The following is a 15,047-nucleotide window of genomic DNA, read 5'->3' as shown; positions in this document are numbered from 1 at the left end:
CCTGCGGTCGGCGCGCCGGGCCCGGACGGGGGCCCCGCCGGTCACGACGCGGTGCAGAACTCCCGCACGGCGTCGGTGATGTGGTCCTGTTCGGCGGGCGTCAGACCGGTGTGGGTGGGCAGGTACAGTCCGTCCTCGCTGAACCGGTGGGCCCTGAGCGTCGGCCACACCGGGTCCAGATAGCCCGGCTGCCGGCTCATCGGCTTGAAGAACAGCCGGGTCTCGATCCCGCGCGCCGCCAGATGGTCCCGCAGCTCCTCGCGCCGCCGCGCCCTGATGTCGTACATCCACAGCACGTCCCGCGGCGGCATCAGGGTGATCCCGGGGAGGTCCTTGAGCGCGGCGTCGTAACGGGCCTCGATCTCCCGGCGCGCGGTCAGGATGTCGTCCAGCCGCTCCACCTGGGCCAGCGCCACCGCGGCCTGCATGGCCGTCATGCGGTAGTTGTAGGCGAGCTTCTTGTGCAGGAAGCTGTGGTCGCGGGTGAACGCCATGGCCCGCAGATGGGCCAGCTGCTCGGCGAGCCGGGGGTCCCGGGTGAGGCAGACGCCGCCCTCACCGGCCGTGATGATCTTGTTGGCGAAGAGCGAGAAGCAGGCGATGTCCCCGACCGGACGCACCCCGTGCGCCTCCGCCGAGTCCTCCACCACCCGGAGGTTGTACTGGAGGGCGAGGTCCATCACCGCGTCCATGTCGCAGCGCCGCCCGTAGATGTGCACCGGCATGATCGCCCTGGTGCGCGGGGTGATCTTCTCCTCGATCAGGCCGACGTTGATGTTCAGGTCGTCGCCGCAGTCCACGAAGACCGGGGTGGCCCCGGTGTAGGTGACCGCCCACGCGGACGCCACCATCGTGAACTCGGGCACGATCACCTCGTCGCCCGGACCGATGCCCAGCGCACGCAGGGCTAGGGTGAGGGCGGCGGTGCCCGAGGAGCAGGCGACGGCGTGCTCCACGCCGTTCCACCGGGCGAACGCCTCCTCGAACCGGCGGACGTACGGTCCCTGGGAGGAGATCCAGCCACCGGACACGGCGTCCGTGACGTACTCCAGTTCCCGCCCCTCCAGACAGGGCCGGGAGACGGGGTGGGTGAAGGCCATGGGGTCCTCGCTGCTGTCGCTTGGCTGTGGCGGGAAAGGCGGGAAAGGCGGGAAGGTGCCGGGGGGCTGCGGGCCGGAGTTCACACCGCCGGCAGCAGACCGAGTACGAGGTCGGCGGCGGCCTTGCGGCCCCCGGCCGCCCGCTGGAGGTCGCCCAGCCGCTCGGCCCGCTCGCGGAAGGACGGGTCGGAGGTGACCCGGGTCAGTTTGTCGACCACGTCGTCCGGGTCGACGGTGTGCGGCCGGTCGAGGGTCAGACTGATGCCGAAGTCCCGGCCGCGGACCGCCTGGTCGAAGCAGTCCACCCACAACGGCCTGACGACCTGCGGCTTTCCGAAGTAGACGCCCTCGTGATAGGCGTTGCCGCCGCCGTGCGAGAAGAACGCCGACACCTTCGGGTGGGCCAGCACGTCCAGTTGGGAGGGCACCCAGCTCTCCACCCGCAGATTGCCGGGCAGCGACTCGGCGGGCGGCAGCAGATGCTGCTGCTCCGCCGGCAGCTTCCACAGGAACTGGTGGGTGTCCGACATCCGCCGGGCCACCTCCACCAGGGCCGCGACCTCCTCGCGGGTGAGCCGGGTGATGGTGCCGAAGCCCATGTAGACCACCGAGGACTGCCCGTCGAGCCACCCGGACACCGAGGTGTCCCCGGGTGCCTCCGGCAGCGGCGGCAGCACCGCCCCCACCAGGGTCAGCTTCTCCGGCACGTCGAAGGGGTAGTCCAGCTCGGCGATCGAGGAGCACACCACGGCGGCGGCCTCGTCGACCCGGGTCAGCGCGTTGGGCGGCGCGATGCCCAGCTCCTTGCGGATCGCCGCGTCCTCCCGCAGCGCCCGGCCCATCCCCGGGCCCAGGAACATGGCGAGCGTCCGCCACTTGAACAGCGTGTTCTCCAGCTTCTGCCGCCCGGTCATCGCCCTGGGCAGGCCCGAGTTGGGCACCGGGAAGTCCTTCGGGGTGTACGAGCGGCCGAAGGGGTTGTGGGAGGTGAGCACATTGCTCGGCACGAACGGCACATTGAGCACGTACGGGATGCCCCGCGCCAGTGCCAGGTCCACGGCGAACCCGGCCACGCAGTCCACCACCATCAGCGCCGGCCGCACCTCGTCGACGACCTTCTCCAGCTCCCGGAACTTGCGCGCCTGGAGGGCCGGTTTGTACGACTGCCGCACCACCGCGCGGTGCGCCCTGAACCGGGACGACTGGGTGACCTCCCGGTACACGTCGTCGCCCCAGGTCACGGCGGACAGCTCGGAGACCACCTCGCCCAGCGAGGCGAACGACACCGGCGACGCCGCGCCCAGCGCCTCCACGTCCGCCCGCCGGTGCTCGTCGGTGGCGAACCACAGGCCGGGCACGCCGCGGCGGGCCAGCTCGCCGGCGAGGACCAGCAGGGGGTTGAGCAGACCACTCTCGGGGAGGCTGACGAAGAGGATCGGCCGGGCGGCGGAGTCCATGGGGGCCCTTTCACGAAGTGACTGCCGTTGGTCGCCGCGGTCCGCCGCAGGGGTGCGGCCGGACGCGGAGTTCGTGCCGTGTGCGGCCTGTTCGGCCGGGCCGGGCACGGATCGCCGGCCGCGCCGGACACGGGTGGTGCCGACCGCACCACCACTTGATCTCACGGCGGCGACCGGGGAATTCCTTAGACATCCGCCGGTTCCCTCGGCAAAGCCCCGGCGGTGTGCGTAGATGTGGAACCCGCGGGGCAGACGTGCGGACGCGCCGGTGATCGGCGCGCACACCACGCGTGCCCCGCGAGCCGCCGGGCCGCCGGCCCCGTACGAAGCGAGGGAGAGCAAGTGACCGACCGGGCCCGCGCCACGACCTCCGCACTGCCCCTGGTCGGGCGGGCCCACCACCTGGGCGTCCTGGCCCGGCACGCCGCCGAGGCGCGCGCGGGCCGGGCCGGACTGGTGCTCCTCGGCGGCCCCTCCGGCGCCGGCAAGACCGCCCTGCTCCGCGCGGCCTGTGCCGACGGCGGGCCCTTCGAGGGCATGACCGTGCTGCACGGGGCGTGCCGCGCCGTCGACGCCCGCACCGGCTACAGCGGGGTGCGCGCCCTGTGCGCCCGGCTCGGCCTCACCCACCGCAAGGGCCGTGCCTCGCGCTTCCTGGAGGGCGGTGCCCGGCGTGCGCTGCCCGCCCTCGCCGCCGACCCGGGCGAGCTGGACGACACCCCCGACGGCACCTTCTCGGTCCTCCAGGGCCTGTACTGGCTCGCCGTCAACCTCATGGTGCGGGGCCCCCTCGTGCTGGTCCTCGACGACGCCCACTGGTGCGACGAACGGTCCCTGCGCTGGCTGGACTTCCTGCTGCGCCGGGCCGACGGACTGCCGCTGCTGGTGGTGGCCGCCCACCGCACCGGAACCGGACCGGCCGCGGGCGACGCGCTCGCCGACCTGGCCGCCCACCATCTGCCGGTACTGCTGAGCCTCGGCCCGCTGGACACCGCCGAGGTCACCGAACTGGTCGGCCGGGTCCTGCCGGGACAGCACCCCCTGCCGTCCTTCGTGGCCCGCCTGGTCTCCGTCACCGGAGGAAGCCCGCTGGAAGTCGTACGGCTGCTGCGCGACCTGCGCGCCGCCGGGGCCGGCCCGAACGAGGCGGGAACCCGCCTGATCGAGGAGGCCGGGGGCCGGATCGTCGCCGCCTCGGTGCAGCGGGCGCTGGCCGGCCGGCCCGACTGGGTCGGGGAGGTGCTCCAGGCCGTGGCCGTCCTCGGCGACGAGGACACCGCCTACCTCGCCGCCCTCGCCGGACTGTCCGTCCTGCACGTCGAGAAGGCCCTGGAGACGCTGCGCGAGGCCGGGCTCGTCCAGACCGGCCGCCGCGAACCCGTCCACGACCTGGTCCGCGCCGCGGTCCTCGACACGCTCGGCCCGGACGGCGTGGCCGACCTGCGGATCCGGGCCGCCCGGCTGCTCAGCGACGTGGGGCGGCCCCCCGAGGAGATCGCCGCGCACCTGCTGCTGGTGCCCGGCCCCGCGGACGCCTGGACCACCTCCGTCCTGCGGTCCGCCGCCGCCCAGGCCGAGCAGCGCAGGGCCCCCGAGGCCGCCGCCCGCTACCTGGAACGCGTCCAGGAGGCCGAGCCCGACGACCCCTCCGTGCTCATCCGGCTCGGCAAGGCCCTCACGACGGCCGACCCGCAGCGCTCGACCGAGCTGCTGCACAGGGCGTACACCCTCACCACCGACGTCCGGGAGCGTGCCGCCACGGCCGTCCAACTCGCCCTGAACTGCCTGCGCGTGCAGCGGGCGCCCGAGGGCACCGGGGTGCTGACCGCGGCGCTGCGCGACCTCGACGCCGCGCTCGGGACCGACCCCGAGCCCGCCGACCGCGAGCTGCGCACCCTCGCCGAGTCGGCCCTGCTGATCGTCGGCGCCGACGAGAAGTCCACCATGCCCCAGGCCCTCGAACGGGCGGCCCGGCTCACCCCGCCACCCGGCGACACCCCCGCCCAGCGGCAGCAACTCGCCATGCTGAGCGTGCTCACGGCGGTCAGCGGCGGATCCGCCGCCGACACCGTGCGGCACGCCCACCGCGCCCTGCGCGCCCCCGGAGTCCCGCTGGGCGAGTGGTCGCTGCTGCCCGCCTCGCTCGCCCTGTCGATGGCCGATGACAACGATGCCGCGCAGCAGGCCCTGGAGACGGTACTGCGCGGCAGCGGCGAGACCGCCGCGGTGTGGACGTACGTCCTCGCCCTGTCCAGCAGATCGCTGTTCCGTCTGGAGAACGGCGAGATCGCGGACGCCTTCGCGGACGCGCAGACGGCGCTGGAGATCCTCGGCCAGGAAGGCGGGGCGGACAACACCACGATGGCCCACACCGCCTACGCGTCGGCCCTCGTCGAACGCGGTGAGGTGGCGCGGGCGCAGGAGGCGCTCGCCGCGGTCGAACGCCCGCGTCCGGACCGCTTCGTCTGGGAGTACCACTGGTTCCTGATGGCGCGGGCCCGGGTCGCGGCGGCCCGCGGCGACACCGGCGGCGCCCTGGAGATCTACCGGGACTGCGGCGACTCAGTCGCCGAGGCCGGGCTCCGCAACCCCGTCTTCGCCCCCTGGTGGCTGGAGAGCGCCTGCCTGCTCGGTGAACTCGGCCGCACCGACGAGGCCCGCGAGGCCGCCGAGCACGGTGCGCGGCAGGCCGGGCGCTGGGGCACCCCGCGCGCCCACGGGTACGTGGCCCTGGCACGCGGCGCCGCGACACCGGGACCCGCGGGGACGGACCTGTTGCGGGAGGCGGTCGCCCTGCTGGACGACTCGCCCGCCCGCGCCCACCGGGCGCGGGCCCGGCTGCTGCTGGGGCGGGCCGTTGTGGCCGGCGGATCCGTGCGGGAGGCCAGGGAGCATCTGCGCGCCGCCGTCGAACTCGCCCGGCGCTGCGGCTGCGTGGCGCTTGCCCGGCAGGCCCGGCAGGACCTGGTCGCGGCCGGCGGGCGGATGCGGGAGATCACCGTGTCCCCGCTGGACATGCTGACGGGCACTGAGCGCACCGTCGCCGGGCTGGTCGCCTGCGGGGCCGGCAACCGCGAGGTCGCCGAGTCCCTGTTCGTGACCGTCCGCACCATCGAACTGCACCTGACCAGCGTCTACCGCAAGCTCGGGGTCGCCCGGCGCGCCGAGTTGACGGAGGCGCTGCGCGCGGGCGGGCCGCCGCCCCCGGTGCCGCCCCGCGCGGGCGGCTGACGACGCGGACGGCCGACGCCGGGCCGGCGAGGCGAAACCCAAAAGCCGACGAAGGGAACATCCGGTTACATGCGTCACCCGCGCAACGGCGTAAATATAGGATCGCCCCATGTCGTCTCCCGAGTTTCCGCTCCTGGAGCGCGACCGTGAACAGGCTGTGCTCTCGGCCATGATCGGTGAGCTGCGGTCCGCGCGCCCTTCCGTCGTCACGGTCACGGGAGAACCGGGCCTCGGACAGAGCGCCCTCCTGCACTGGGCCACGGCTCGGGCCACGGAGGCGGGACTGCGGGTCCTCACGGCGCGCGCCACCCCCGCCGAGCACGAGCTGCGCTACGGCGTCGTCGCCCAGCTCCTCGCCGCCGAGGACCGGGACCTCGCCCCGCGCCTCTTCCTCGGGCAGGGCGAGTTCGGCGGCCTGCCCGGCTTGAGCGGGCTGGTCGGCGCCGCCCGCGACCGGCCCACCCTGCTCGTGGTGCACGACGTCCAGTGGCTCGACACCGCCTCCCTGCGCTGGCTGGAGGCCCTCGTCCGGCGACTGCCCCAGATACCGCTCGCCCTGCTCACCGGCGGCACCGGCACCATGATCACCCGGCCCGACTGGAGCGTCGGCACCCCCCTGTCCGGGGTCGTCGGAGCCGTCGAGCTGGCGCTGCCGCCGCTCACCGTGAGCGGCGCCGCCGAGGCGGTGCGCGCGGTCTGTGGCACCCCGGGCGACCCCGCGTTCACCGAGGTCCTCGCCGAGGCCACCCGAGGCGTCCCGAGCCTGATCCAGGACGTGCTGGAACGGTTCACCCGCGCCGGGCACGAACCCCGCGCCGACCGGATCGACCGGCTGCGCGCGCTCACCGACGAGGTCGTCGGCGACCACGCGGCCAAGGCACTGAGCGAGCTGCGCCACCCGGCGACCGTGGACGCCCTGCGGGCCCTCGCCGTCTGCGGGGACCTGCTGGAATTCCCCCTGGTCTGCGGGCTCGTCGGCCCCCACACGGTGCCCGAGGCGCGGCTGCGCGCCGACCTCCGGGCCACCGGCCTCACCGTCCTGCGCGACGGCCGGCCCACCATTCGCGACAGCGTGGTCGCGGCCCGCGTCCTGGAGGAGATGCCCGCCGCCGAACGGGCCGACCTGTACACCCGCGCCGCCCGGCTGGCCCAACTGGTCGCGGCCGACGACCAGGGCATCGCGGATCTGCTGCTGCGGGCCCGCCCGGTCGGCGAGGCCTGGGTCGTCGCGACGCTGTGCCGCAGCTTCACCGAGGCGTTTCGCACCGGCGACCGGGAACGTGCCATCGCCTTCCTCGTACGCGCCCTCGACGAGCCCCTGGGCCCCGAGGAGCGGGCCCGCGTCGAATTCCAACTGGCCGCGGTGGAGATGGTCACGGTGCCCGCGGCCGCCGAGCGCCGGCTGTACGGCCTCATCAGGTCCTCCGGCGGCCTGCGCACCCGCGCCATCGACCTGTGCCTCCTCGGCGGCTTCACCCGATCCGTCCGCCTCACCCCCTGCGATCCCGCCCACGGCGAACCACCGACACCCTTGGAGCCACCCGCCACCACCCCACCCATACCGCACGCGCCGCCGTCTGGCCCGAGGGCTGGGCGGGGGGATTCCGACGCCGGGCGGGACGGCTCCGGGGTGGGGCGGGGCGATTTTGGGGCTGGACGGGGTGACTCCGGGGCTGGAGTGGGTGGTTCTGGGATTGGGTGGGGTGGTTTGGGGGTCGGATCGGGTGATCCCGGGGGCGGGCCGGGCGACTTCGGGGCTGGACCGGGCGATCCGGGGGCCAAGCGGGGCGACTCCAGGGCCGGGGGGCGGGGCGAATCCGGGGCTGGACGGGGTGGCCCCAGGGCCGGGCGGGGCGGCTTTGGCGCCGGGTTGGGGGATTCCGGGATGGGCACGGGTGGTGTTGGCGCCGGATCGGCCGCTTCCGCGGCCGGAGTGGGCGGGTCCGAGGCTGGGCGGGGCGGCTTTGGCGCCGGATCGGGCGATCCCGGGGACGGGTTGGGTGTGTCTGGGGAGGGTTCGGGTGTGTCCAGGGGCGGATCGGGCGACCCCGGGGACGGTCCTGGCGTTCTCGGTGCCGGGCGGGGTGACCCCCGGATCCGGGCGGGTGAACCCGGGAGCGGGGTCGGCGGACCCGGGAGTGGTGTGGGGGCCGGTGTTGCCGAGGGGCATGAGCTGACCGTGTTGTTGCGGATCGCCGATCTTCTGCGGCACGACGGGACCGAACTCGACGTACTTCCTGTGCCCGCCCTGCCAGAGCACTCCCGCAGCCCCGTGGTCGCCGCCCTGCGCGGATGGGAGTACGCCGCCGCCGGCGCCCGTATCGACGAGGCCCGCCGGTTCGCCCGGTCCGGCCTCGCCCCCGACCCCGACGGCAGGCCCCCGCTCGTCGCGCCCCGGCTGCTCGCCTGCCGCACCCTGCTGGTCACCGACGACGCGGACGAGGCCGAGACGTACCTCGCGGCGATGCTCACCGAGGCCCACCGCGAGCGCTCCGCCATCGCCGCAGCCCACGTCCTCGCCGTCCGCGCCGACCTGAACCTGCGGCGCGGCCGCCCCGACGCCGCCGCCCGCGACCTGGCCGCCGCCGAGGCGGAACTGCCCCACGCCTGCCGGCACCCGCTCTTCCTGCCCTACTGGACCTCGCTCAGCATCGTCACCGACCTGCAGAACGGCCGGGTCGCGCGGGCCCGGCAGTCCGCCGCCCGCCCCCTGCCGCGCCTCGCCCAGGAGTGCGCCAGCACCGCCCACCTGCTGTTCGCCCAGGGAGTCCTGGCCCGCGTCGAGGACGACCCGTACCGGGCCCGGGAGTACTTCCGGGCCGCCGGACGCTGGCTGCTGCGCTTCGGCTGCGTCAACCCCTCCGAACTGCCCTGGCGTTCCCTCGCCGCCGAGTCCGCGCACGCTCTCGGAGATGCCGAGGAGGCCCGGCGACTGGCCCGCGAGGAACTCGCCCTGGCCCACCGCTGGGGCGCCGTCAGCGCCCTGGGCCGCGCCGAACTCGGCCTCGCCATGGTCGTACCGGAGAACCGCATCGACCACCTCCGCGCCGCCGTCGCCACCCTCAGCGAGGCCGCCGCCCGCACCGTCTACACCCGCGCCGTGCTCGAACTGGCCTCCGCCGAACGGGAAGAGGTCGAACGCAGGTCCGTCGTCACCCTCGTCTCCGGGGGACGGTCGTCCACGGCGACCTCCCGCCGGCCCCGCTCGCCGACCTCCCCGGGCAGCCGATCCCGCCCCGCGCCAAGCCACCCGGGCACCGCGAGCCCGGTCCGAACCCCCCGGCCCGGGGCGTGTGGCAGGCCCTGAACGAGGCCGAACGCGCGGCGGCGAACCTCGCCGCCCGCGGCCTCGGCAACCGGGAGATCGCCGAACTCCTCTCGGTGACGACCCGCACCGTCGAACTGCGTCTGAGCAGCGCCTACCGCAAACTCCACATCCAGGGGCGGGAAGAACTGCGCGCACTGGCCCAAGAAACGGAGGGCAGCTGACCGCATGCTGCTGGAGCGCAACACCGAGATCGCTCTGGTCGACGCCGCGCTCGGCGCCGCGACGGACGGACGGTCCTCACTGATCCTGCTCACCGGTCCGTTCGGCATCGGCCGCTCGGCCCTGCTGCAACGCCTGTCCGCACTCGCCGACGACGCCGAAGAACACGACGACATCCGCGTGCTGCGCGCCAACGCGGCCCCCATGGAGCAGGACTTCGCCTTCGGGGTCGTACGGCAGCTCTTCGAGACGCTGCTGAGCGACGCGCCCGCGGACACGCGGAGCCGCTGGATGGACGCGCACGCCTCCCTCGCCCGCAGCGTGCTGGCCGACGACGCGGTCTCGCCCGGCGCCGACCAGGCCATCGCCGCCACCGAGGCCGTCCTGTACGGGCTGTTCTCACTGATCGCCAACGTGAGCACGGAGAACCGACTGCTCATCCTCGTCGACGACCTCCAGTGGGCCGACGTACCCTCCCTGCGCTGGCTCACCTATCTGGCCAAGCGGCTGCACGGCCTGCGGGCCGTCATCGTCTGCGCCCTGCGCGACGGCGACCCGCGCACCCAGCACACCCTGATCCGCGAGATCAGGGAGGCCGCCACCCAGACCCTGCGGCCCGCCTCCCTGAGCCGGTCCGCCGCCCACACCCTGGTGCGGGAACACTTCGGCGAGCCCGGCGACGAGGAGTTCGTCACCGCCTGCCACGAAGTCTCCGGCGGCAACCCGCTGTTCCTGATGTCGACACTCGTCGGCACCGGCATCCTCGACCACCGCCCGTTCGCCGAACACTCCGACATCGCACGCCAGTTGTGCCCGCCGCAATTGCGCGAACGGGTCGCCGGCATCCTGCGCACCCAGCCCGAGCCGGTCCGCGACCTGGCCGCCGCCATCGCCGTCCTCGGCGAACAGGGCGACGCCCGGACCCTGGCCCGGCTGGCCGGACTCGACTCCATCGGCTACACCGGCGCCCTGCGCGCCCTCGGCGCGCTCGGCATGCTCACCGGCGCGGACGAGCCACGCTTCGTGCACCGCGCCGTCAACGACGCCGCGGAGTCCAGCCTCACCATGGCGCGGCGCGAGCGGATGCACGAGGAGGCCGCCGCCCTGCTGTCCGCGGCGGGCGCGCCCGCGGAACAGGTCGCCGCCCAGCTGATGGCCGTGGTCACCCGGCACCAGCCCTGGGCCGCCGACGTCCTGCGGGCCGCCGCCGACACGGCACTGCGCCGCGGGGCCCCCGACGCCGCGGCACGCTACCTGCGGCGCGCGCTGCTCGGCAGTCCGGCCGACGGCGTCGACCGGGCCCGGCTGCTCGTCGAACTCGCCACCGCGGAACGGGGATTCGACCCGCTCGCCTGTGAACGCCACATCGCCCAGGCCATGACCCTGCTGCCCGAACCCCGGGACCGGGCCGTCGCCGCGCTGCGGATCTCACCCACACCGCTCGGTCCCGTCCTGCCGACAGTCGTGGACCTGCTGCGCCAGGCCGTCGACGAACTCGGCCCCGCCCCGCTGCTGGCCGGCGCCGACCGGGACCTCGCGCTGTGCCTGGAGGCGCGGCTGTGCCACTGCGGCCACGAGGATCCGCTGGTGCTGGCCGCCGCCGCCGACCGGCTTGAGGAACTCGGCCCGAAACCCCCGCTGGACACCGCGGCGGAGCGGGAACTGACCATCGCGCTGCTGAGCGCGGTCACCCTCGCCTGCCGGAAGCCCGCGGCCGAGGTCGTCAGGATCGCCGGGCAGGTCCTCGACCGTGAACCCGCCACCTCCGCCCGGGTGCACTCCACGCTGCCCCTGGTGATCATCACGATGATCGCCGCCGACTCGGTGGAGGCCGTGGACTCCTGGCTCGCCGTGGAGCACCGGGCCAACACGGCGCGCACCGAGCCCGTCGGCGCCCTGGCCCACATCGAACAGGCCCTGGTCCACCTGGGCCGCGGTCGCCTGGCACAGGCCCGTGAACGCTCCGAGACGGCACTGGGCATGACCGAGTCCGACCACCACACCCTGGGCACCGTGGCGGCGATGACCCACGCCATCGTCGCCCTGGAGTCACGCGATCCCGTGCTGGCCGAGCGCGTGCTGCGCCGGGCCGGCCGGATCCGCCCGCAGGGGCTCACCCTCACCGGAATCCTCCGGCTGCTCGAGGCGACCCGGGAGATAGCCGCGGGCGACCACACCGCCGCCCTGGACTCCCTGCGGTCCTGCGGCCGCCAACTGGAGGCGGCGGGCTGGCACAACCCGGTGCTCTTCCCGTGGCGTTCCTGGGCGGTCGGCGTCCACCGCCGCCTCGGCGACACCCGCAGCGCCCGCGCCCTCGCCGAGGAGGAGCTGACCTGGGCCGAGCAGTGGGGCGCGCCGGTCGGGGTCGGCCGGGCCCTGAGACTGCTCGGCCGGCTGGAGGACGGGGGCCGGGGCATCGCCCTGCTGCGCGAGTCGGTCGCCGTGCTGCGGCGCTCGGCCAACCAGCTGGAGCTGGCCCGCGCACTGCTGTCGCTCGCCGAACGGCTGGGCGACGGGCCGGAGTCGGACGCGCTGGGACGTGAGGCCGCGACGCTGGCGACCGCGTGCGGGGCGCCGCTGCTCGCCGAACGGGCCGTGGGCGGCACCCGGGGCCGTGGCGTGCCCGGGGGACGGCCGGAGGACGTACTCACCTCGGGCGAACGCAGGGTGGCCGCACTGGCGTGCCGGGGACTGACCAATCAGGAGATCGCGGACGAACTCGGCGTGAGTTCCCGGGCCGTGGAGAAACACCTCACCCATATGTACCGGAAGCTGGCCATCGGCGGTCGGCGGGAACTCGTACTGATGCTCTCCGACACCGAAATCGGAAAGTCCCCCCGGTAGTACCCGAACACGACACCCGGGCGTTGTCCGACGCATATTCGGTGAGCTGCCCGGGTGTTTTTGTTTGTCCTTCCGCCATGTGTGACGGCCCGTCTGCCGACCGCTGTGCGGTGCCCGCCGGAGCGTGAATGCCCGGACCTCTTCCGCTCTTTCCCTCGGGGCCCGCCGCTCTCGCCGACCGCAAGCGTTTTCCCACAGGGGCCGATGGGTGGTTTCGCCGAGACCAGGAGGGTTTCTTCCGGGGTGACGGGGCGCGGGGTGCGGTTCGAAGGACCGAACCCCTCCCTACCGAACCCTTTCGGTACGGGACCGAACCCACCGTAGGGGATACCACAGTATTGGCTGGTCAGAGGGCTTTCGCGTTGACCGGCCGCAGACCGTGTTCGTAGCATCCGAAACATCTGCTTCCCCGCCGCGTCTTTCGATGAGGCCAAGGCACGGGCTACCACGCACGTTCGATCCCCGCCTCCCGTATGTGCTATTGCAGAAGGGTTCCGAGTTCCTTGAGGTCGACCCCCCACTCCACGCTCATGGATCGCACTCAGACCGATGTACCCGTCGGGTCCCCGGCCGAATCCGTCGCTCTCGCCGACGGATTCGACCGCCCCGACGCGTATGTCGCCTGCCTCGATCCCACCCTCACGATCCAGCAGGTCAACCAGGAGTTCGACCGCCGCTTCGGAGGTCCGTCCGCCGGTCTGTGCGGCAGGGATTTCTGCGACCTGGTCCACCCCAGCGTCCAGCAGCCCCTGCGCCAGCAGTTCGCACGCATGCTGGAAGGCAAGCGGAACCGCTTCGCCACCGAGGTGATCACCACCGGCCGGGCGGGAGACGCCGCCATACTCCCGCTCAGCGCCATGGCGGTCCGCGACAGCCACACCCCCGAGGTGGCCGCCATCCTCGTGATGATGTCCGCCGCCGACGAGAAGGCCGAGGGCGCCGCCGCCGTCGTACCGCGCAAGAAGATCCTCAGCGAGATCGACGCCCGCATCCTGGAGGGCATAGCCGCCGGCGTCTCCACCATCCCGCTCGCCTCGCGCCTCTACCTCAGCCGTCAGGGCGTCGAATACCACGTCACCGGACTGCTGCGCGCCCTGAAGGTCCCCAACCGCGCGGCGCTCGTCTCCCGCGCCTACTCGATGGGCGTCCTCAAGGTCGGCACCTGGCCGCCGAAGGTCGTCGAGGACTTCATCAAATGAGCTGCCCCTACCCGCCGTCCGCCGAAGATCCGGGCGCCGCACCACCGCGCCACGTCCCCCCGCTCCCCGGGGCGCGCACCACGACGTACGACACCCCTTCCGACGACACCCCTCCCGGCGCGGCCACGGCCGAGCTGGACGGAGAGCCGGTGGGTGTCGACGACCTGATGTCCCTCGCCCTGACCAACTACGGCCACTTCACCACCCTGTTGGTCGAGGACGGCCGGGTCAGGGGGCTCGAACTCCACCTGGAACGGCTGATCCGCGACTGCCGGACACTCTTCGACGCCCCCCTCGACCCCGCCCGGGTACGCGCCCTGGCCCGGCGTGCCGCCCCGGAGCGGGGCCGCGGGACCGTCCGCGTCACGGTGTTCGACCCCGCGCTGCACCTCGGCGCCCTGGCCCGGGACGCCAGACCGCGGATCCTGGTCACCTCGCGGCCCGCCCCGGCCGCGGACCCCGGCCCCCTGCGGGTGCGGACCGTGGTGCACCGCAGGAGCCTGCCCGAGGTGAAGTCCGTCGGCCTGTCCGCCGTTCTCGCCCTGCGGCGCGGCGCCCAACGCGGAGGCTGGGACGACGTGCTGCTCACCGGACCCGACGGCGAGATCCTGGAGGGCGCCACCTGGAACCTCGGCCTGGTGCGCGACGGGGAGGTGGTGTGGCCCGGCGGCGACATCCTCGCCGGAACCACCAGGGAGCTGATACGGCGCGCCGGAACGGACCCCACCGACCTGGTCTCCGTCGACGAACTCGACGACTGCGAGGCGGCGTTCGCCACCAACGCCGTCACCGGTGTCCGGCCCGTCACCCGGATCGACCACCGGGAGTTCCCCGCCGGCCACCCCGTCCTGAGCCGGCTCGCACGGACCTACCGCACGCTGCCCGGCACGCCGTTGTGAGCGGGCCCGGACCGGGCCCGCCGACCGGTGTCACGGCCTGACCAGCAACTGGAAGTCGAACGCGTACCGGGACGCGCGGTAGAGGTGCGTCCCGTACTCGACCGGCCGCCCGGTGTCGTCGTACGCCGTGCGCTGCATGGTCAGCAGTGCGGCGCCCTCCTGCTCGTCGAGGCGCGCGGCCTCCTCGCCGGATGCGATGCGGGCGCCGACGCTCTGCCGGGCGCTGTGCAGGGTGATGCCGCACGCGCGCATCAGCCGGTACAGGCCGGTCGACTCCAGCCGGGCGCTGTCGAGGTCCAGCAGGGTGGCCGGCAGGTAGTTGCACAGCAGCGCCACCGGCTGCCCGTGGGTGAGGCGCAGCCGCTCCAGGACCGCGACCTCGACGCCCTCCGCCACGCCGAGGGCCGCCGCCACCTCCGCGGGGGCCGGCACCGCCTCGTTGCGCACCACTCGGGTGGAGGGTCCCTGCCCGGCCGCCTCCAGGTCGTCGTAGAGACTGCTCAGCTCCAGCGGGCGCTTGACCTGGCTGTGCACCACCTGGGTGCCGACCCCGCGCCGCCGGACCAGCAGCCCCTTGTCGACCAGGGACTGGATGGCCTGGCGGACGGTCGGCCGGGACAGACCGAGGCGGACGGAGAGGTCGACCTCGTTGCCCAGGAGGTTTCCCGGGGCGAGGACACCGTGTTCGATCGCCGTCTCCAGCTGCCGGGCCAACTGGTAGTACAGCGGCACCGGACTGCTCCGGTCCAGGGCGAAGTCCACGGTGCTGAGCGCGGCGGCGGTCTCGGCCCGTGCGGGGTCGCCGGACTTCGCCATGGACGTGCCTCCGT

The 15,047-nt window shown here is 74.0% G+C and carries 9 protein-coding genes; 6 read left to right on the top strand and 3 right to left on the bottom strand.

Translation table 11 applies throughout. The features are described 5' to 3' along the window. Positions 1-41 precede the first annotated feature (41 nt). A complete protein-coding gene (locus tag AC4IHM_RS03355; protein ID WP_490865583.1) occupies positions 42-1,100 on the bottom strand; it encodes a DegT/DnrJ/EryC1/StrS family aminotransferase in 1,059 nt (352 codons plus the stop codon). Between the two features lie 80 nt (positions 1,101-1,180). Further along, positions 1,181-2,557 (bottom strand): glycosyltransferase, encoded by a 1,377-nt coding sequence (locus AC4IHM_RS03350; RefSeq protein WP_490865582.1) that lies wholly within the window; start codon positions 2,555-2,557, stop codon positions 1,181-1,183. A gap of 342 nt (positions 2,558-2,899) precedes the next feature. Here AC4IHM_RS03350 and AC4IHM_RS03345 point away from each other — a divergent pair, with 342 nt between their 5' ends. The 6 genes from AC4IHM_RS03345 (at position 2,900) to AC4IHM_RS03320 (ending at position 14,217) form a co-directional block, all read left to right on the top strand. After that, the gene (locus tag AC4IHM_RS03345; RefSeq protein ID WP_490865581.1) at positions 2,900-5,788 is read left to right on the top strand and encodes an ATP-binding protein; all 2,889 of its coding nucleotides are present in this window, start codon (positions 2,900-2,902) and stop codon (positions 5,786-5,788) included. Positions 5,789-5,897: 109 nt separating this feature from the next. Beyond that, a complete protein-coding gene (locus tag AC4IHM_RS03340; RefSeq protein ID WP_490865580.1) occupies positions 5,898-9,095 on the top strand; it encodes an AAA family ATPase in 3,198 nt (1,065 codons plus the stop codon). Beyond that, positions 9,080-9,277, top strand: a complete 198-nt coding sequence (locus AC4IHM_RS03335; RefSeq protein ID WP_490865579.1) for a LuxR C-terminal-related transcriptional regulator — start codon at positions 9,080-9,082, stop codon at positions 9,275-9,277. The genes AC4IHM_RS03340 and AC4IHM_RS03335 overlap by 16 nt, the downstream gene beginning before the upstream one ends. A 4-nt stretch (positions 9,278-9,281) precedes the next feature. Further along, on the top strand, positions 9,282-12,119 hold the full coding sequence (locus tag AC4IHM_RS03330) for an ATP-binding protein (RefSeq protein WP_490865578.1): 2,838 nt from the start codon (positions 9,282-9,284) through the stop codon (positions 12,117-12,119). Between the two features lie 530 nt (positions 12,120-12,649). After that, the gene (locus AC4IHM_RS03325; RefSeq protein ID WP_490865577.1) at positions 12,650-13,318 is read left to right on the top strand and encodes a PAS domain-containing protein; all 669 of its coding nucleotides are present in this window, start codon (positions 12,650-12,652) and stop codon (positions 13,316-13,318) included. Next, positions 13,315-14,217, top strand: a complete 903-nt coding sequence (locus AC4IHM_RS03320; RefSeq protein WP_490865576.1) for an aminotransferase class IV — start codon at positions 13,315-13,317, stop codon at positions 14,215-14,217. The genes AC4IHM_RS03325 and AC4IHM_RS03320 overlap by 4 nt, the downstream gene beginning before the upstream one ends. 30 nt (positions 14,218-14,247) lie before the next feature. Here AC4IHM_RS03320 and AC4IHM_RS03315 read toward each other — a convergent pair whose 3' ends face one another. Further along, complete coding sequence (locus AC4IHM_RS03315; RefSeq protein ID WP_490865575.1) at positions 14,248-15,033, bottom strand: GntR family transcriptional regulator; 786 nt, start codon at positions 15,031-15,033, stop codon at positions 14,248-14,250. Between the last annotated feature and the right edge of the window lie 14 nt (positions 15,034-15,047).

This window comes from Streptomyces sp. SL06 (assembly GCF_058244745.1).
This window is presented reverse-complemented; position numbering and strand designations above follow the sequence as displayed.

Bases quoted from the DNA above. Each gene is read 5' to 3' on its own strand.
- AC4IHM_RS03325 (WP_490865577.1), top strand. From the start codon at position 12,650: ATGGATCGCACTCAGACCGATGTACCCGTCGGGTCCCCGGCCGAATCC.
- AC4IHM_RS03340 (WP_490865580.1), top strand. From the start codon at position 5,898: ATGTCGTCTCCCGAGTTTCCGCTCCTGGAGCGCGACCGTGAACAGGCT.
- AC4IHM_RS03315 (WP_490865575.1), bottom strand. From the start codon at position 15,033: ATGGCGAAGTCCGGCGACCCCGCACGGGCCGAGACCGCCGCCGCGCTC.
- AC4IHM_RS03350 (WP_490865582.1), bottom strand. From the start codon at position 2,557: ATGGACTCCGCCGCCCGGCCGATCCTCTTCGTCAGCCTCCCCGAGAGT.
- AC4IHM_RS03320 (WP_490865576.1), top strand. From the start codon at position 13,315: ATGAGCTGCCCCTACCCGCCGTCCGCCGAAGATCCGGGCGCCGCACCA.
- AC4IHM_RS03355 (WP_490865583.1), bottom strand. From the start codon at position 1,100: ATGGCCTTCACCCACCCCGTCTCCCGGCCCTGTCTGGAGGGGCGGGAA.
- AC4IHM_RS03330 (WP_490865578.1), top strand. From the start codon at position 9,282: ATGCTGCTGGAGCGCAACACCGAGATCGCTCTGGTCGACGCCGCGCTC.